Origin of the sequence: Streptomyces sp. NPDC051740 (assembly GCF_044453165.1) — a bacterium.
In the GTDB taxonomy this organism is placed as follows: Bacteria; Actinomycetota; Actinomycetes; order Streptomycetales; family Streptomycetaceae; genus Streptomyces; species Streptomyces atrovirens.
In genome coordinates, this window is record NZ_JBITCL010000013.1 from 136,075 (window position 1) to 152,927 (window position 16,853).

General features: G+C 73.0%; 14 protein-coding genes. 11 read left to right on the plus strand and 3 right to left on the minus strand.

Annotated elements, in window-relative coordinates; translation table 11 throughout:
• Positions 1 to 32 precede the first annotated feature (32 nt).
• From ACIA6T_RS22495 to ACIA6T_RS22535, 9 genes are all read left to right on the plus strand, one after another.
• On the plus strand, positions 33 to 281 hold the full coding sequence (locus ACIA6T_RS22495; protein WP_399448235.1) for a hypothetical protein: 249 nt from the start codon (positions 33 to 35) through the stop codon (positions 279 to 281).
• A gap of 157 nt (positions 282 to 438) precedes the next feature.
• Positions 439 to 1,881, plus strand: a complete 1,443-nt coding sequence (locus ACIA6T_RS22500; RefSeq protein ID WP_399448296.1) for a GuaB1 family IMP dehydrogenase-related protein — start codon at positions 439 to 441, stop codon at positions 1,879 to 1,881.
• 285 nt (positions 1,882 to 2,166) lie between these two features.
• Complete coding sequence (locus ACIA6T_RS22505) at positions 2,167 to 3,645, plus strand: amino acid permease (RefSeq protein WP_399448236.1); 1,479 nt, start codon at positions 2,167 to 2,169, stop codon at positions 3,643 to 3,645.
• 10 nt (positions 3,646 to 3,655) lie between these two features.
• Positions 3,656 to 4,108, plus strand: coding sequence for an Lrp/AsnC family transcriptional regulator (locus ACIA6T_RS22510; RefSeq protein ID WP_103545112.1), 453 nt, complete (start codon positions 3,656 to 3,658; stop codon positions 4,106 to 4,108).
• 29 nt (positions 4,109 to 4,137) lie between these two features.
• Positions 4,138 to 4,854 carry a hypothetical protein gene (locus tag ACIA6T_RS22515; protein WP_399448237.1) on the plus strand — a complete coding sequence of 239 codons (717 nt, stop codon included), beginning with the start codon at positions 4,138 to 4,140 and terminating at the stop codon, positions 4,852 to 4,854.
• Positions 4,854 to 7,025, plus strand: a complete 2,172-nt coding sequence (locus ACIA6T_RS22520) for a bifunctional polysaccharide deacetylase/glycosyltransferase family 2 protein (protein ID WP_399448238.1) — start codon at positions 4,854 to 4,856, stop codon at positions 7,023 to 7,025. Before ACIA6T_RS22515 ends, ACIA6T_RS22520 begins: the two co-directional genes overlap by 1 nt.
• A 161-nt stretch (positions 7,026 to 7,186) precedes the next feature.
• The gene (locus ACIA6T_RS22525; protein WP_399448239.1) at positions 7,187 to 8,380 is read left to right on the plus strand and encodes an MFS transporter; all 1,194 of its coding nucleotides are present in this window, start codon (positions 7,187 to 7,189) and stop codon (positions 8,378 to 8,380) included.
• A 626-nt stretch (positions 8,381 to 9,006) separates the two neighbouring features.
• A complete protein-coding gene (locus tag ACIA6T_RS22530) occupies positions 9,007 to 9,795 on the plus strand; it encodes a carbon-nitrogen hydrolase family protein (protein WP_399448240.1) in 789 nt (262 codons plus the stop codon).
• A gap of 49 nt (positions 9,796 to 9,844) precedes the next feature.
• Positions 9,845 to 11,542: a flavin monoamine oxidase family protein gene (locus tag ACIA6T_RS22535; RefSeq protein ID WP_399448241.1), complete on the plus strand. Its 1,698-nt coding sequence runs from the start codon at positions 9,845 to 9,847 to the stop codon at positions 11,540 to 11,542.
• On the opposite strand, the gene ACIA6T_RS22540 is transcribed toward ACIA6T_RS22535, so the two are convergent.
• Positions 11,503 to 12,249 (minus strand): DUF5995 family protein, encoded by a 747-nt coding sequence (locus tag ACIA6T_RS22540; RefSeq protein WP_399448242.1) that lies wholly within the window; start codon positions 12,247 to 12,249, stop codon positions 11,503 to 11,505. The genes ACIA6T_RS22535 and ACIA6T_RS22540 overlap by 40 nt on opposite strands.
• 173 nt (positions 12,250 to 12,422) lie before the next feature.
• Here ACIA6T_RS22540 and ACIA6T_RS22545 point away from each other — a divergent pair, with 173 nt between their 5' ends.
• Positions 12,423 to 13,565, plus strand: a complete 1,143-nt coding sequence (locus ACIA6T_RS22545) for a glycoside hydrolase family 6 protein (RefSeq protein WP_399448297.1) — start codon at positions 12,423 to 12,425, stop codon at positions 13,563 to 13,565.
• Here the strand turns inward: ACIA6T_RS22545 and ACIA6T_RS22550 are convergent.
• The gene (locus ACIA6T_RS22550) at positions 13,547 to 14,950 is read right to left on the minus strand and encodes a uracil-xanthine permease family protein (protein WP_399448243.1); all 1,404 of its coding nucleotides are present in this window, start codon (positions 14,948 to 14,950) and stop codon (positions 13,547 to 13,549) included. The two genes, ACIA6T_RS22545 and ACIA6T_RS22550, sit on opposite strands and share 19 nt — an antisense overlap.
• Before the next feature lie 175 nt (positions 14,951 to 15,125).
• Here ACIA6T_RS22550 and ACIA6T_RS22555 point away from each other — a divergent pair, with 175 nt between their 5' ends.
• The gene (locus tag ACIA6T_RS22555; protein ID WP_399448244.1) at positions 15,126 to 15,584 is read left to right on the plus strand and encodes an acyl-CoA thioesterase; all 459 of its coding nucleotides are present in this window, start codon (positions 15,126 to 15,128) and stop codon (positions 15,582 to 15,584) included.
• On the opposite strand, the gene ACIA6T_RS22560 is transcribed toward ACIA6T_RS22555, so the two are convergent.
• Positions 15,544 to 16,749: an MFS transporter gene (locus ACIA6T_RS22560; RefSeq protein WP_399448245.1), complete on the minus strand. Its 1,206-nt coding sequence runs from the start codon at positions 16,747 to 16,749 to the stop codon at positions 15,544 to 15,546. The genes ACIA6T_RS22555 and ACIA6T_RS22560 overlap by 41 nt on opposite strands.
• Positions 16,750 to 16,853 lie beyond the last annotated feature (104 nt).

A 16,853-nucleotide genomic window follows, 5' to 3' on the forward strand; every position in this document is an offset into this window, starting at 1 on the left:
GCTCCTCCGCCTCCCGGCCACCGCCTACTGAGGTGACGTACGGCCTGACCGGCCGGCTCGTGGTCGCGCCGGCCCTCGACGGGGTCACCGGCGAGGCGGGCCTGATGGGCCGCCGCGCCCGGGCCCCGGACCCGTCCGACCGGTTCGGCCGCGACGGGGACGCCTCGCCGGCTCCCTCCCCGGCCACACCGTCCGGCCCGAGGACGCCGTGGAGCGCGGGCTGCCGGTCGTCGTACGCGGCGGCGCCGGGCCACCGCCCGGGGCGCCGTCGCCCACCGTGACCCCGCCCCTTGGAGGATTCTCCGAGCAGGGCTCTGACCAGCCTGGATGATCCGCCCGGAGCGGGCGTTCCGGTCGTCATGGGACAATGAAGTACGTGCTCTTCCCCCTGGCTGACCTGTCCGGGGGCCACCTCTGATCGACTGGGATGTGCAGCACGTGCGTTTCCTCAACGACATCCAGCCCGCGTACGACCTGACGTACGACGACGTCTTCATGGTGCCCAGCCGCTCCGCGGTCGGCTCGCGGCAGGGCGTGGACCTCAGCTCGCCGGACGGCACCGGCACCACCATCCCGCTGGTCGTCGCGAACATGACCGCCATCGCCGGCCGCCGCATGGCCGAGACGGTGGCCCGGCGCGGGGGACTCGTCGTCATCCCGCAGGACATCCCGATCGAGGTCGTCACCGAGGTCGTCTCCTGGGTCAAGGGCCGCCACCACGTCCTGGACACCCCGATCGTGCTGGCCCCGCACCAGACCGTCGCCGACGCGCTCTCCCTGCTGCCCAAGCGCGCGCACAACGCGGGCGTCGTCGTCGACGACGGGCACCGGCCGGTCGGCGTGGTCACCGACACCGACCTGTCCGGTGTGGACCGCTTCACCCAGCTCGAAGAGGTCATGTCCAAGGACCTGATCCTCATCGACGCGGACACGGACCCGCGCGAGGCCTTCCACACCCTCGACGCCGCCAACCGCCGCTACGCGCCCGCCGTGGACCGGGACGGCCGTCTGGCGGGCATCCTGACCCGCAAGGGCGCCCTGCGCGCCACCCTGTACACCCCGGCCACCGACGCGCGGGGCAGGCTCCGCATAGCCGCCGCCGTCGGCATCAACGGCGACGTGGCCGGCAAGGCCCGGCAGCTGCTGGACGCCGGCGTCGACGCGCTCGTCATCGACACCGCGCACGGGCACCAGGAGTCGATGATCGGCGCCCTGAAGCTGGTCCGCGACCTCGACCCGCGGGTGCCGGTCGTCGCCGGCAACGTCGTCGCCGCCGCGGGCGTCCGCGACCTGATCGAGGCCGGCGCCGACATCGTCAAGGTCGGTGTGGGCCCCGGCGCCATGTGCACCACCCGCATGATGACCGGCGTCGGCCGGCCGCAGTTCTCCGCCGTCCTGGAGTGCGCCGCCGAGGCGAGGAAGTACGGCAAGCACGTGTGGGCCGACGGCGGTGTCCGCCACCCGCGCGACGTGGCGATGGCGCTCGCCGCCGGCGCGTCCAACGTGATGATCGGCTCCTGGTTCGCCGGGACCTACGAGTCCCCGGGCGACCTCCAGCACGACGCGAACGGCCGCCCCTACAAGGAGTCCTTCGGCATGGCCTCCGCGCGTGCCGTGCGCAACCGCACCTCCGAGGAGTCGGCGTACGACCGCGCCCGCAAGGCGCTGTTCGAGGAGGGCATCTCCACCTCCCGCATGTTCCTCGACCCCACCCGGCCCGGGGTCGAGGACCTGATCGACTCGATCATCGCGGGCGTCCGCTCCTCCTGCACCTACGCCGGGGCCGGATCGCTCGAGGAGTTCGCCGAGAAGGCCGTCGTCGGCGTCCAGAGCGCCGCCGGCTACGCCGAGGGCAAGCCGCTGCACGCCAGCTGGAGCTGACGGCCCCTCACCCCCGCCCGGCCCCCGTCGACCCCGCCCCGGGATCGACGGGGGCCGGCGCGCAACGGTCGAAAGCCCCCGCGCAACGAACACCCGCGTCCCCGCCGGTAACGCAATGATCTTGCGGCGGTGCGCAAGGTTGCTGCATTTCAGGAGCAACGAAGAACCTCGTAGGGTTACGCGCTGTACGTGTGTGGCGGGGACCCCGCTCGACGGGTCCCGGCTGTCGTGGGACGCCGTCGGTCCCCTGCCGCGGAAGACCGGCAGCGACGAAGGAGTCAGCGCGTGCTCGACCAAGGCGCACCCCCGCACAACGGCCGCCCCGCAGCCCCGCCGTCCCCGGGCCTCGGTGCGCGCCTGATGCGCCGCAAGCCCGTGGAACGCCTGGTCGCTGAGGGTGGCCAGGGTGAGGGCGGCTCCCTGCGGCGGTCCCTCGGACTGTGGCAGCTGACCATGATCAGCATCGGCGCCACCCTCGGCACCGGCATCTTCGTCGTCCTCGGCGAGGCCGTTCCCAAGGCCGGCCCGGCCGTCACGCTGTCCTTCGTCATAGCCGGTCTGACGGCCCTCTTCTCCGCCCTCTCCTACGCCGAACTGGCGGGCGCCATCCCGGTCTCCGGCTCCTCCTACTCGTATGCGTACGCAACGATGGGCGAGCTGATCGCCTGGGTCTGCGGCTGGTGCCTGATGCTGGAGTACGGCGTCTCGGTCGCCGCCGTCGCCGTCGGCTGGGGCGAGTACCTCAACGAGCTCCTCGACGGCACCATCGGCGTCACCATCCCGGCCGCGCTCTCCGCCCCGCCCGGCGACGGCGGCGTCTTCAACCTGCCCGCGCTGATCGTCGTCCTGCTCGCCATGGCGTTCCTGATGGGCGGCGCCCGCGAGTCCGCCCGCGCCAACACGGTCATGGTCGTCGTGAAGATCGGCGCGCTGGTGCTGTTCTGCGCCATCGGCGTCCAGGGCTTCCGCTCCGGCAACTACGAGAACTTCATGCCGCTCGGCATGGCCGGCGTCAGCGCCGCCGGGGCGACGCTCTTCTTCTCGTACATCGGCTTCGACGCCGCCTCCACCGCCGGTGAGGAGGCGAAGAACGCCCAGCGCGACCTGCCCCGCGCGATCCTGCTGTCGCTCGCCATCATCACCGCGCTGTACGTCCTGGTCGCCGCCGTCGCCGTGGGCGCCAAGCCCTGGCGGCAGTTCACCGACTCCGAGGCCACGCTCGCCCAGATCATGCGCGAGGTCACCGGCCAGGGCTTCTGGGGCACCCTGCTGGCGTTCTGCGCCGTCATCGCCATCGCCAGCGTCGTCCTGACCGTGCTCTACGGCCAGACCCGCATCCTGTTCGCCATGGCCCGGGACGGACTGGTGCCCAAGGCGTTCGGCAAGGTCAGCCCGAAGACCGGCACGCCCCGCACCAACACCCTGATCGTCTCCCTCTTCTGCGGCGTACTGGCCGCCGCCATCCCGCTCGGCCAGCTCGCCGACGCCACCAGCATCGGCACCCTGTTCGCCTTCGCGCTGGTCAACGTCGCCGTCGTGGTGCTCCGCCGGACCCGCCCCGACATGCCCCGCACCTTCCGGGTGCCGCTGTCGCCGGTGCTGCCCGCCGTCGGCTTCGCGTTCTGCCTGTGGATGATGGGCAGCCTGTCCGCCGTCACCTGGGTGGTCTTCGGTGTCTGGATGGCCGCCGGGCTCGTGTTCTACTTCCTGTACGGCCACCGCCGCTCCCGGCTCGCCGCCCCCGCCACACCAGAAGCGAAGTGAACCACCCGCAGTGCTGAACGATCTCGACGAACGCATCGTGCACGCCCTCGCCGAGGACGCCCGCCGCTCCTACGCGGACATCGGCCAGCTCGTCGGCCTGTCCGCGCCCGCCGTGAAACGGCGCGTGGACCGGCTGCGCGCCACCGGGGCCATCACCGGATTCACCGTACGGGTGGACCCGGCCGCCCTCGGCTGGGAGACGGAGGGGTTCGTCGAGATCTACTGCCGCGGCAACACCTCCCCGGAGACCATCCAGCGGGGCCTGGAGCGCTACCAGGAGGTCGTGGCCGCCTCCACCGTCACCGGTGACGCGGACGCGGTCGCCCAGGTCTTCGCCTCCGACATGCGCCACTTCGAGCGGGTCCTGGAACGCATCGCGGGCGAGCCGTTCGTCGAGCGGACGAAGTCCGTGCTGGTGCTGTCCCCGCTGCTGCGCCGGTTCTCGTCGGGATCGCCCGCGTAGGGAGGCCCGTTCCGGCGTACGCTGGCTCCATGCGGAGTCAGGATGATTCCGGACATGTGCGGACCGTCTCACCGGCTGAGACGTGCTTCCCCGTGTTCGTCGACTCCACCGGCAGGCGCGCGCGGGTGCTCCGGCGCACGGGATACGGCGTTGCCGGACTGGCGGCCGCGTACCTGATGGTGCTGGTACTGAGCCTCATGGGGGCGACCCCGTTCGCACCGGGTGCCCTGCTGCCGCCCCTGCCCGGAGAGGCCACGGCCCCGTCGGTGCCGGACCGGGAAGGGGGCCCGGACGACGGATCCCGACCGCCCATCGGTGTGCTGGACCCGGGGCGGAGCGACTTCGGCGACGCCGGCACGGCGGTGGGACCGGGCTCCCCGCTGGTTCCCCTGCTCACGCCGCCCGGCGGTCCGCTCCTCACCCCCGCGGCCCCGCTCGTCCCCGGTGGGCCGGTGCTCCCGGTCCCGGCCGAACCCGAACCCCCCGCGACCGGCGTTCCGTCGGCACCGCAGGAGCCCGACGCCCCCGCCCCCGACGACCCGTCCGCACCCGGTCCCGGCACCGGAAGCGAACCCGCCCCCGAGCCGCCCCCGGACGATCCGCCCGCGGGGACGGACGAGCCGCCTGCCCCGGAGCCCCCGCCGGACACGCCCCGGCCCACCCCGCCCCCCGGTCCGTCCGAGCCGCCGCCGCAGGCGCCGTCCGACGCCCCGGGCGGTGACGCGCCCGTGGCCGGGACCCCCTGATGCGCCGCCGGCCGGTCCGTCCCCCACCGGCGACACCCGGGCCGCGACGGATCCGAGCGCCCCTGCCGCCCCGGCACCGCTTCCGCGTCGTCGTCCCACTCGTCCTGCTGGCCTTCGTCGTCTCGGTGCTCCTGGTCGAGGGGTACACGACCCGGGGCTTCTCCGGAGACCAGGAGGGACGCGCCGGGAAACCGGCCACCGGCGCCCCCCGGGAGGTCACCGGCGGCGGCCCGGTCGTCGACACCACCCATGACCACCCGCGCACCTACCGGGCACCGGCCAAAACGGTGGTCCTGACCTTCGACGACGGTCCGGACCCCGTCTGGACACCCCGGATCCGGGCCGTCCTCGACCGCCACGGCACGCCCGGCACCTTCTTCGTCACCGGCCAGCAGGCCGTGCGCCACCCCGCGATCCTGCGTGACCTGATCCGCTCCGGTCACGAGATCGGAGTGCACACCTTCTCCCACCGGGACCTGGCCACACTGTCCGCGAGCGAGACCGACCGCGAGCTGGCGCTGACCCAGCTCGCCCTCGCCGGAGCCGGGGGCGTCAACAGCTCGCTCCTGCGGATGCCCTACTCCTCGACCACCACCGCCCTGGACGGACCGGCCTGGTCCGTCGCCCGGCACCTGGGCGAGAAGGGCTACGTGCTGGCGTTCGTCGACCAGGACACCAGGGACTGGCAGCGACCGGGCGCGCGGGCGATCGCCGACGCGGCCACACCGGACGTGCCGGGCCGGGGAACGGTCGTCCTCCTGCACGACTCGGGCGGGGACCGGTCGCAGACCGTCCGGGCGCTGGACATCCTGATCCCCCGGCTCCAGGCCCAGGGTTACCGCTTCACCACGATCGCCGACCTCGTCGGCACCGACGGTCTCACCAGCCCCGTCGACACGGGAACCCTGTGGAAGGGCCGGGCGTTCGTGGCCGCCGTGACCGTGTCGGGCGCGGTGGTGTCGGTCGTGGGTGTGCTGCTGCTGGTCGTCGGGGCGCTCGTCCTCGCGCGGTGCGCGCTGATGCTGGTCCTCGCCCACCACCACGTCCACCGGCGTCCGCCCCCCGGCGCCGGCCGGCCCGTCACCCGGCCCGTCAGCGTCGTCGTCCCCGCGTACAACGAGAGACCGTGCATCGCCAAGACGCTCCGCTCGCTCGTCGTGAGCGATCACCCCGTGGAGGTCATCGTCGTGGACGACGGTTCCGACGACGGCACCGCCGACGTCGCCGAGTCGCTCGGCCTCCCGGATACCACGGTGCTCCGCCGGCCGAACGGCGGCAAGGCGTCGGCCCTCGACGCCGGCGTCCGGCGGGCCTCCCACGACCTCGTCGTCATGCTCGACGCCGACACGGTCTTCGCCCCCTCGACCGTCCACCGCCTCGTCCAGCCGTTCGCCGACCCGGCCGTCGGCGCCACCGCCGGCAACGCCAAGGTGGGCAACCGCCGGGGCCTGCTGGGTCGTTGGCAGCACATCGAGTACGTGATGGGCTTCAACCTGGACCGCCGCATGTACGACCTGCTGCGCTGCATGCCGACCGTCCCCGGTGCCGTCGGGGCCTTCCGCGTCACGGCCCTGCGGGACGCCGGGATGATGAGCGGCGACACCCTCGCCGAGGACACCGACATCACCATGGCCCTGCACCGGGCCGGGTGGGAGATCCGCTACACCGAGGACGCGCTCGCCTGGACCGAGGCGCCGGCCACACTGCGGCAACTGTGGCGCCAGCGCTACCGCTGGAGCTACGGCACCATGCAGGCCACGTGGAAGCACCGGCACGCGCTGGTCGAGCGCGGCCACGCGGGCCACTTCGGCCGCCTCGGGCTGCCCCTGCTGGCCGTCTTCCAGATCCTCACCCCGCTCCTCGCCCCGCTGATCGACCTGCTGACCGTCTACGGCCTGGTCTTCGGGGACCCGCTCCTCACGATGCTGGCGTGGACCGGCGTGCTGGCCGTGCAGACCGTCTGCGCGGCCTACGCCTTCCGCCTCGACGGTGAGAGCCTCCGGCCGCTGTGGACGCTCCCGCTGCAGCAGATCGTCTACCGCCAGCTCATGTACCTGGTGCTCGTCCAGGCCTGCCTCACCGCGGTCAACGGGTACCGGCTGCCCTGGCAACGCCTCAAGCGCAGCGGCGACGTCGTGCTGCCGCCCCGGTTCCCCGCCCGGGAGCGGTGAGCGCCGGCCGGGGAAACACCGGGCGGAACCCCTCACGACCGGTCTAGCATGAGGGTCATGACCTGGCGACATTGATCCACCAGCCGCGCCTCCCGAGGGCCGCCCCGGCCGCCGTACGTCCTCGACGTCCGGTGTCCGAACCGCCCTTACGGGAAGGCCTCATGACTCTCACGCCCACGCGTGCCTCCGACGTCCGCGTGCGACGGCTGACGACCACGCTGTACGGCTATTCGTTCCTCGAAGACTTCATCCTGCTCTACCCGGTGTACGCGCTGCTGTTCAGCGACACCGGCCTGTCCGTCGGGCAGATCTCCTCCCTGTTCGCCCTCTGGTCGGTGACCGGTGTGCTGCTGGAGGTCCCCTCCGGGATCTGGGCCGACGCCGTCTCGCGCCGGCTGCTGCTGTGGCTCGGCCCGCTGCTCACCGCCGCCGGCTTCGCCCTGTGGGTGCTCGTCCCGTCGTACGGCGCCTTCGCCGTCGGCTTCGTGCTGTGGGGCGCCGGCGGGGCGCTGGGCTCCGGTGCGCTGGAGGCGCTGGTCTACGACGAGCTGGAACGGCTCGACGCGGCCGGCCGCTACGCCCGGGTCATGGGCCGGGCCCGCGCGGCCGGACTGGTCGCGGTGATGGCGGCGATGGGACTCGCCGGCCCCGTGCTCACCCGGGGCGGCCACACCGCCGTCGGGGCCGCCAGCGTGCTGGTGTGTCTGCTGACGGCGGCCACGGCACTCCGGTTCCCCGAGCACCGCTCGCCGAAGACCGGGCACGAGAGCCGGACGGCGACCCTGCGCGCCGGGCTCGCCGAGGCCCGCTCCGACCGGTCGGTACGCGGGGCGCTGCTGCTCGTCCCGGCCGTGAGCGCGGTGTGGGGTGCCCTCGACGAGTACACGCCGCTGCTGGTGCGGGGGACCGGTGTCGCGGACGGGACGGTTCCCCACCTGCTCCTGCTGATCTGGGCCGGCGCCACCGCCGGGAGCCTGCTGGCCGGTGAGGGCGAGCGGCTCGGCACGGCCGGGCTCGCCGCGGTGCTCGCCGGTGCGGGCCTCGCCCTGGCCGTCGGTGCGGCGGCCGGCACACCGGCGGGACTGCTCCTCGTCGCCCTCGCCTTCGGTGGCTTCCAGGCGGCGACCGTGCTGGCCGACGCCCGTCTCCAGCGACGCATCGAGGACACCGGCCGGGCCACCCTCACCTCGGTCGCGGGCCTGGGCACGGAACTGACGACGATCGCGGTCTACGGCGGCTACGCCCTGATCGCCTCGGGCGGCGCCCACAGCACCGCCTTCGCGGTGTTCGCGGTGCCGTACCTGGCGACGGCGGCGGCCCTGCTGCTCGCCGTCGCCGCCAGGGCACGGGCGTGAGGCTTGCCGCAGTGCCCACGGCCGGTGGGCGGGTCGGGGCCGCGCCGGGGGTGTCCGTCCTCGGACCGGCGCGGATCACGTCTCTCGGAGGGGCGCGGGGCGCTGACGCGCCGGCCACCGCGAGCGGCCACCCCCGCCCCGCCGTACGCGACTGCCTCCCGCCGCTCCCGCCGTCTTCCACGGACAGCCGCGCCACCGCCCCCACCATCCGCGGGCAGCCGCGCCACCGCCCCCGCGATCCGCGGGCAGCCGCGCCACCGCCCCCGCGATCCGCGGGCAGCCGCGCCGCATGCCTCGCGATCCGCGGGCAGTCGTGCCGCTGGGGCGGCACGGGTGGGCGCGACGGCACCCCGCAAACGCCGGGCCGCGCAACCCCGCCCCGGTCCACACCAACGCCGGGCACCTCGTACGGCGCCGGGCCGCGCGAACGTCCCCGCTGATCACACCGCACCCCGCACCGCACACCGCGCGGCGGCGAGGCCGGTGCAACGAATCGCCGCGACCCCCGCCCCGCACGCAACAAACCCCTCACCGACGCGCAACGGCTCCACCTTGTCCCCCCGAGCCGCCCGCCCGTACCGTCTATCCGACCCCCGAAACCCCCCGCGTCCCGGTGAGGAACACGCATGCGCACCGCCCTGCTCCAGAGCTCCGGCCGCCCCGGATCCGTCGTCGGGAACCTCAAGGTCCTCGACGAGGCGTCCGCCCGCGCCGCCGCCGCGGGCGCCGGGCTGCTCGTCACCTCGGAGCTGTTCCTGACCGGGTACGCGATCGGCGACGACCTCGCCCGGCTCGCCGAGCCCGCCGACGGCGACGCGGCCGACGCGATCGCGGAGACCGCGGCCCGGCACGGCCTCGCGATCGCCTACGGCTACCCCGAGCGGGACGGCGAGCGCGTCTTCAACTCCGTGCAGCTGATCTCCGCCGCCGGCACCCGCCTCGCGAACTACCGCAAGACCCACCTCTACGGCTGCTTCGAGCGGGACCACTTCACCCCGGGAGAGCGAACCGTCGTGCAGGCCGAGCTCGACGGCCTCACCATCGGCCTGATGATCTGCTACGACGTCGAGTTCCCGGAGAACGTGCGCGCCCACGCCCTGGCCGGCACCGACCTCCTCCTGGTGCCCACGGCCCAGCTGCACCCGTTCCAGTTCGTCGCCGAGTCCGTCGTACCGGTGCGGGCGTTCGAGAACCAGATGTACATCGCGTACGTCAACCGGGTCGGCCAGGAGGGCGAGTTCGAGTTCGTGGGCCTGTCCACGCTCGCCGCCCCCGACGGAGTCGCCCGCACCCGGGCCGGCCGCACCGAGGAGCTCGTCGTCGCCGACGCCGACCCCGTCCTCCTGGCCGCGTCCCGTGAGAACAACCCGTATCTGCAGGACCGTCGCCCCGGCCTCTACGGGTCCCTCGTCTGAGCCTCGTCCCCCCAACCCCCGCTTCACCTGTGCAAGGAGTCCGTACCCCATGACGTCCACCGTGCCCAACGCGATCGAGCACGCCGACGAGCAGCAGCCGCCGATCACCATGTTCGGCCCGGACTTCCCGTACGCGTACGACGACTTCCTCGCCCACCCGGCGGGCCTCGGACAGATACCGGCGACCGAGCACGGCACCGAGGTCGCCGTGATCGGCGGCGGCCTGTCCGGCATCGTCGCCGCGTACGAGCTGATGAAGATGGGCCTCAAGCCGGTCGTGTACGAGGCCGACCGGATCGGCGGGCGGCTGCGCACCGTCGGCTTCGACGGGTGCGACGACTCCCTGACCGCCGAGATGGGCGCGATGCGCTTCCCGCCGTCCTCCACGGCGCTCCAGCACTACATCGACCTGGTCGGACTGCGCACCCGTCCCTTCCCCAATCCCCTCGCCGAGGCGACGCCGTCCACCGTCGTCGACCTCAAGGGCGAGTCGCACTACGCCGAGACCCTCGACGACCTGCCCCAGGTCTACCGGGACGTCGCCGACGCCTGGGCCAAGTGCCTCGAAGAGGGCGCCGACTTCTCCGACATGAACCGCGCCCTGCGCGAGCGCGACGTCCCGCGCGTCCGGGAGACCTGGGCGAAGCTGGTCGAGAAGCTCGACAACCAGACCTTCTACGGCTTCCTCTGCGACTCCGAGGCCTTCAAGTCCTTCCGCCACCGCGAGATCTTCGGCCAGGTCGGCTTCGGCACCGGCGGCTGGGACACCGACTTCCCCAACTCGATCCTGGAGATCCTCCGCGTCGTCTACACCGAGGCCGACGACCACCACCGCGGTATCGTCGGCGGCTCCCAGCAGCTGCCCCTGCGCCTGTGGGAGCGCGAGCCGGAGAAGATCGTCCACTGGCCGTACGGCACCTCGCTGAAGTCCCTGCACCCGGACGGCGAGCCCCGCCCGGCGGTCACCCGGCTCAACCGCACCGCCGGCAACCGGATCACGGTGACGGACGCCTACGGCGACATCCGTACGTACCAGGCGGCGATCTTCACCGCCCAGTCCTGGATGCTGCTGTCCAAGATCGCCTGTGACGACTCGCTCTTCCCGATCGACCACTGGACCGCCATCGAGCGCACCCACTACATGGAGAGCTCCAAGCTCTTCGTGCCGGTCGACCGGCCGTTCTGGCTGGACAAGGACGAGGAGACCGGCCGGGACGTCATGTCGATGACGCTCACCGACCGCATGACGCGCGGCACGTACCTCCTCGACGACGGCCCCGACAAGCCGGCCGTCATCTGCCTCTCCTACACCTGGTGCGACGACAGCCTGAAGTGGCTGCCGCTGTCCGCGAACGAGCGGATGGAGGTCATGCTGAAGTCGCTCGGCGAGATCTACCCCAAGGTCGACATCCGGAAGCACATCATCGGCAACCCGGTGACCGTCTCCTGGGAGAACGAGCCCTACTTCATGGGCGCGTTCAAGGCCAACCTGCCCGGCCACTACCGCTACCAGCGCCGCCTGTTCACCCACTTCATGCAGGAGGCGCTGCCGGAGGACAAGCGGGGCATCTTCCTCGCCGGCGACGACATCTCCTGGACGGCCGGCTGGGCGGAGGGTGCCGTCCAGACCGCGCTGAACGCGGTCTGGGGCGTCATGCACCACTTCGGCGGCGAGACCGACCCGACCAACCCGGGTCCCGGCGACCTCTACGACGAGATCGCCCCGGTGGAACTCCCCGAGGACTGAGCCCGCCCCCCGCTGCCGGGTCGGTCCGGCAGCGGGGTGAGCAGCATGCGGCCGGCGAAGCCCACCGCCGTGTCCAGGCGTTCGGTGAACTCCCCGGCGACGTCCGGCAGTCCGCGCAGCGCCCACAGGGCGCGGGCCGCCGTCCAGGCCGCGTCCCGGGCACGTTCCAGGCTCCACGCGCCCAGCAGATGGGTCAGCGGATCGGCGATCCGCAGCAGTTCGGGGCCCGGTGTCAGCTCTTCGCGGATCCGGTCCTCCAGCGAGAGGAGGAGTTCGCCCACCTGGTCGAACTCGTCTTCCAGATCGATGGGTTCGCAGCCGAGCGTACGGCAGGTGTCCACGACGGCGAGCGCGAGATCGTGGCCGATGTGCGCGTTGATGCCCGCGAGCGCGAACTGCAGCGGACGTACGCCGGGGTGCCGGCGGAACTGGAACAGCGGACGCCAGCAGGCCGGTGGCCGCCGCTCCCGCGACACCGCGTCCACCGCCGCCAGATAGCGCTCCGCGAACCGTACGTCCAGCGCGATCGCCGCCCGCGCGTCCGGGAACCGGCCCGCGTCGATCCGCCGGTCCACGGCCTCCGTGACGGCGAGGTAGACACGGTTGAACACAGCGACCCCGTCCCGCGCGGGCAGGGCCGCGTCGAGGGCGCGCATACGGGAGACGACCCCGTCCACGGCGGTGAGGACTTGTTCGCATCGCACCATGAGCGCAGAGTCGCACCTTTAGGGTGGCGTCAGTGGCGGCGGGCCCGACGCTTCCCCGGAACGGGGGAACGCACCCGTCGTGGGGGAGGGGGAGCAGTACTGTGTCAGGCTCGCGTGCCCAGCGCCTGTCCGCGCGGAGGGCCGAGCGTCGGCGTGCCGTCCGGCGCGGCACGATGGTCGCGGCGGCCTCCGTGGTGGTCGCGGTCGGTACCGTCACGGGGATGATGTCGACGGTCGGCGACGGACGTGGCGCGGACGAGGCACGCCCCGGGGTGACCTCCTCGCCGCGCCTGGCACCGCCGCCCGTCGTGCCGTCACTCTCGCCCTCGCCCTCGCCCTCGCCGTCGGCGTCGGCGTCGGCGACGAAGTCCCCTTCTCCCACGGCCGGTCCGACGAAGAAGGCGAGCCCGAAGGCGTCCGCGTCCGGGAAGAAGCGGCGGACCGCCCCCGTGTCCACCCGCCTCTACCGCCACCCCGACTCCCAGGTCCTGGACTGGGTGCGGACCAACCCCGACGACCCGCGCCGCGCGGTCATCGAGTCCCGGATAGCCGACCAGCCGGCGGCCGTGTGGTTCGCGGACCACTCCCCGGAGACGGTCACCTCCCGGGTGCGTGCCGTGGCGTCGCGCGGCGCGGCACGGGGCCGCACGCCGGTCCTCGTGCCGTACGCGATCCCCGACCGCGACTGCGGCGGGCACTCCGAGGGCGGGGCGCCCGATCTGGCGGCCTACGACGCCTGGATCGACCGGTTCGCCGCCGGACTGGGCGGCAGCGAGGTCATCGTGATCCTGGAGCCCGACGCGATCGCCCAGTCCGAGTGCCTCTCCGCCGGGCAGCGCGCCGACCGCTTCGCCTCGCTGGCCCGCGCCGGCCGGGTACTGAAGGACGCCAACCCCCGGGCGCGGGTCTACTTCGACGCCGGGCACTCCGGCTGGCACGGCGCGGCCGAGCAGGCCGCCCTGCTGCGGCAGGCCGGGGCCGCCTCGGCGGCCTCCTCCGACGGTGTCTTCAGCAACGTCTCCAACTTCCACGCCACCGCCGACGAGGTCGCCTACGACCGTGCCGTGCTCGACGCCCTCGGCGGCCCGCCGGGCCTCGGCGCGGTGATCGACACCAGCCGCAACGGCAACGGCGCCCCGGCGGACGGCGCATGGTGCGACCCCGCGGGCCGCAAGCTCGGCCGGACCCCGACGCTGAGCACCGGGGAGACCGGCATCGACGCCTACCTGTGGGTGAAGCTGCCGGGGGAGTCCGACGGCTGCAAGGGGGCGCCGGGCACCTTCACCCCGTCGTACGCCTACGACTTGGCGCGCTGATCGCCCTCGGTGCCCTCGGTGTCGTAGGAGGACGTGCCCTCGTCGAGCAGCGGCTCCTGCGTCTTGAGGTGGGCGGGCGCGAAGGCGCGCAGCGCGTGGTAGCCGGTGATGACGACCAGCGTGCCGAGCGCGATGCCGCTCAGCGAGAAGGTGTCGGTGAACTCCATCGAGACGTTGCCGACGCCGATGATGATGCCCGCCGCGGCCGGCACCAGGTTCAGCGGGTTGCGCAGGTCCACCTTGGCGTTGATCCAGATCTGCGCGCCGAGCAGGCCGATCATGCCGTACAGGATGACGGTGATCCCGCCGAGGACCCCGCCCGGGATGGCCGCCACGACCGCGCCGAACTTCGGGCAGATACCGAACAGCAGGGCGAAGCCGGCGGCGGCCCAGTACGCGGCCGTGGAGTAGACGCGGGTCGCGGCCATCACGCCGATGTTCTCGGAGTAGGTGGTGTTGGGCGGGCCGCCGACCGCGGTGGACAGCATGGAGCCGACACCGTCGGCGGAGATGGCCGTGCCGAGCTTGTCGTCGAGGTTGTCGCCGGTCATCTCGCCGACCGCCTTGACGTGCCCGGCGTTCTCGGCGATCAGCGCGATGACCACCGGCAGGGCGACCAGGATCGCCGACCACTCGAAGGACGGGCCGTGCAGGGCCGGCAGTCCGATCCAGTCGGCCTGGCCCACTCCGGACAGGTCCAGGCGCCAGTGGTCGGTGACCTTGCCGCTCGCGTCCGCCGAGTGGATCCGCCCGAAGATCCGGTCGAGCGCCCAGGACAGGACGTATCCGAAGACCAGCCCGAGGAAGATCGCGATGCGGGACCAGAAGCCGCGCAGGCAGACCACGGCGAGACCGGTGAACAGCATCACGAACAGGGCGGTCCACTGGTCCTGCGGCCAGTAGGTGGAGGCGGTCACCGGTGCCAGGTTGAAGCCGATCAGCATCACCACCGCGCCGGTGACGATCGGCGGCATCGCGGCGTGGATGATCCGCGCCCCGAACCGCCGCACCGCGAGACCCACCAGGAACAGCGCGGCCCCCACCACGAACACCGCGCCGGTGACGGTGGCGCTGGAGCCGCCCTGGGCCCGGATGACCGCGGCGACACCGACGAAGGAGAGCGAGCAGCCGAGGTAGCTCGGCACCCGGCCACGCGTGGCCAGCAGGAAGACGACGGTCGCGACACCCGACATCATGATCGCCAGGTTGGGGTCCAGACCCATGAGCACCGGGGCGACGAAGGACGCCCCGAACATCGCCACGACGTGCTGGGCACCCAGACCCGCCGTACGGGGCCAGGAGAGCCGTTCGTCGGGGCGGACCACCGCGCCGGGGGCCGGGGTGCGTCCGTCGCCGTGCAGTTTCCACCGGACGCCGAGATTCATGGGCTGTCGCTTTCGTCGTACGTGCAGCGTGTCCGGACCATTGTGCGGGCTGGGCAGCGGTGCTTCGTACAGGCGGACGGGCGTGGCCGACCCGGCTGAGCGTCTGCTTAGGATGAGGGCGCGCCGCTGTTCGATGTAAGCGGCACTCATCCCGTACGTCCCAGGAGTCCCACCCGTGACCGCCGAAGCCCCGCTCGCCCCCGCCCTGCTCCACGGCCGGCTGATCCCCGTGACCGTCCACTTCGACGACCTCGACGCGCTGGGGCTGCTACACAACGCCCGCTATCCGCTGCTCGTCGAGCGGGCGTGGACCGAGCTGTGGCAGGAGAAGGGCGTCCGCTTCGACGGCGACTGGGTGGCGGCCGGCGACGCCTGCAACGCGGTCCGGGAACTGCGGATCGGCTACGAGGCCCCGGTGACCCGCGCGGGTACGTACGCGGTCCACCTGTGGCTGGAGCGGCTCGGCAGGACCGGACTGACGTACGGCTTCCGCTTCTGCTCGCAGGACGGGGAAGCGACCTACGCGCGGGGCAGCCGGGTGCTGGTGCGGCTGGACGCCACGACCCTGCGCCCGGCGCCCTGGAGCGAGGCGTTCAGGGACGGGGCTCGGGAACTGCTGCCTCCGGACGCGTGACCTTCGTACGGTCCCCCGCGCGCAGCACGCCCGCGAAGCCCGCGATGCCGCACGACAACACCGTCACCAGGACGAACGACACCATCAGACTGGTCGCCTGGGCCAGCAGGCCGATCGCGCTCGGGGCGATCAGGCCCGAGGTGTAGGTGATGGTCGCGACGCCCGCGATGGCCAGGCTCGGGTTGGAGCCGCTGCGGCCGGCGGCGGCGAAGCACAACGGCACGACCACCGCGATGCCGAGCCCCATCAGCGCGAACCCGCCCATCGCCACCGCGGGGTGCTCGGCGAACACGATCAGCAGTCCGCCCAGCAGGGCGACGACACCGCTCGCGCGGACCGTGCGCACGGCGCCGTAGCGGTCCACCACGTGGTCCCCGGCGATCCGGGCGACCGCCATGGTGAGCGTGAAACCGGTGGTGCAGGCCGCCGCGAGACCGGCCGAGGTCTCCAGCTGGTCGCGCAGGTAGACCGCCGACCAGTCCAGGCTCGCGCCCTCCGCGAACACCGCGCAGAAGCCGATCGCGCCGATGAGCAGCGCGGAGCGGGGCGGCAGCGCGAACCGCGGCGGCGGCTCCTCGTCCTCGGCGGGCTGCAGGTCGAGCACCCAGGTGCAGGCGGTCACACCCACCACCGTCAGGACGGCGGCCGCGAGCGCGTGGTGCAGCCGGGCGTCCGCGCCGAGGTGGGCGGCGAGCGTGCCGGCCGCCGAGCCGATCAGGGCGCCGGCGCTCCACATGCCGTGCAGCCCCGACATGATCGACTTGTCGAGCCGGTTCTCCACCTCCACGCCCAGCGCGTTCATCGCCACGTCGGACATGCCGGCCGTGGCGCCGTAGACGAACAGGGCCAGGCAGAGGGTGAGCAGGTTCGGGGCGATCGACGGCAGGGTCAGCGCGAGCGTCCACAGCGCGATCAGGCCGCGCAGCGCCGTGCGGGCGCCGAAGCGGTGGCTGACGCTTCCCGCGAGCGGCATCGCGAGGGACGCCCCGAGCGCGGGGAAGGCGAGCGCGAGGCCCAACTGCCCGGCGCTCACGCCGGCGTGGTCCTGGATCCAGGGGACGCGGGTGGCGAACGATCCGGTGACGGCGCCGTGTACGGCGAACACGGCGGCCACGGCGTACCGCGCCCGTCTCACATCACGCTGCTGATGGACCACTGCGCTCATCGTCCCGCCCCTCCCGGCCGTCGGTTTCCGCACGCGCCGCCGTAAACTATCAGGAACCCTGCCTGAAAGATATGGGGTATCCGGAGGCGGAGCATGCGCCGACC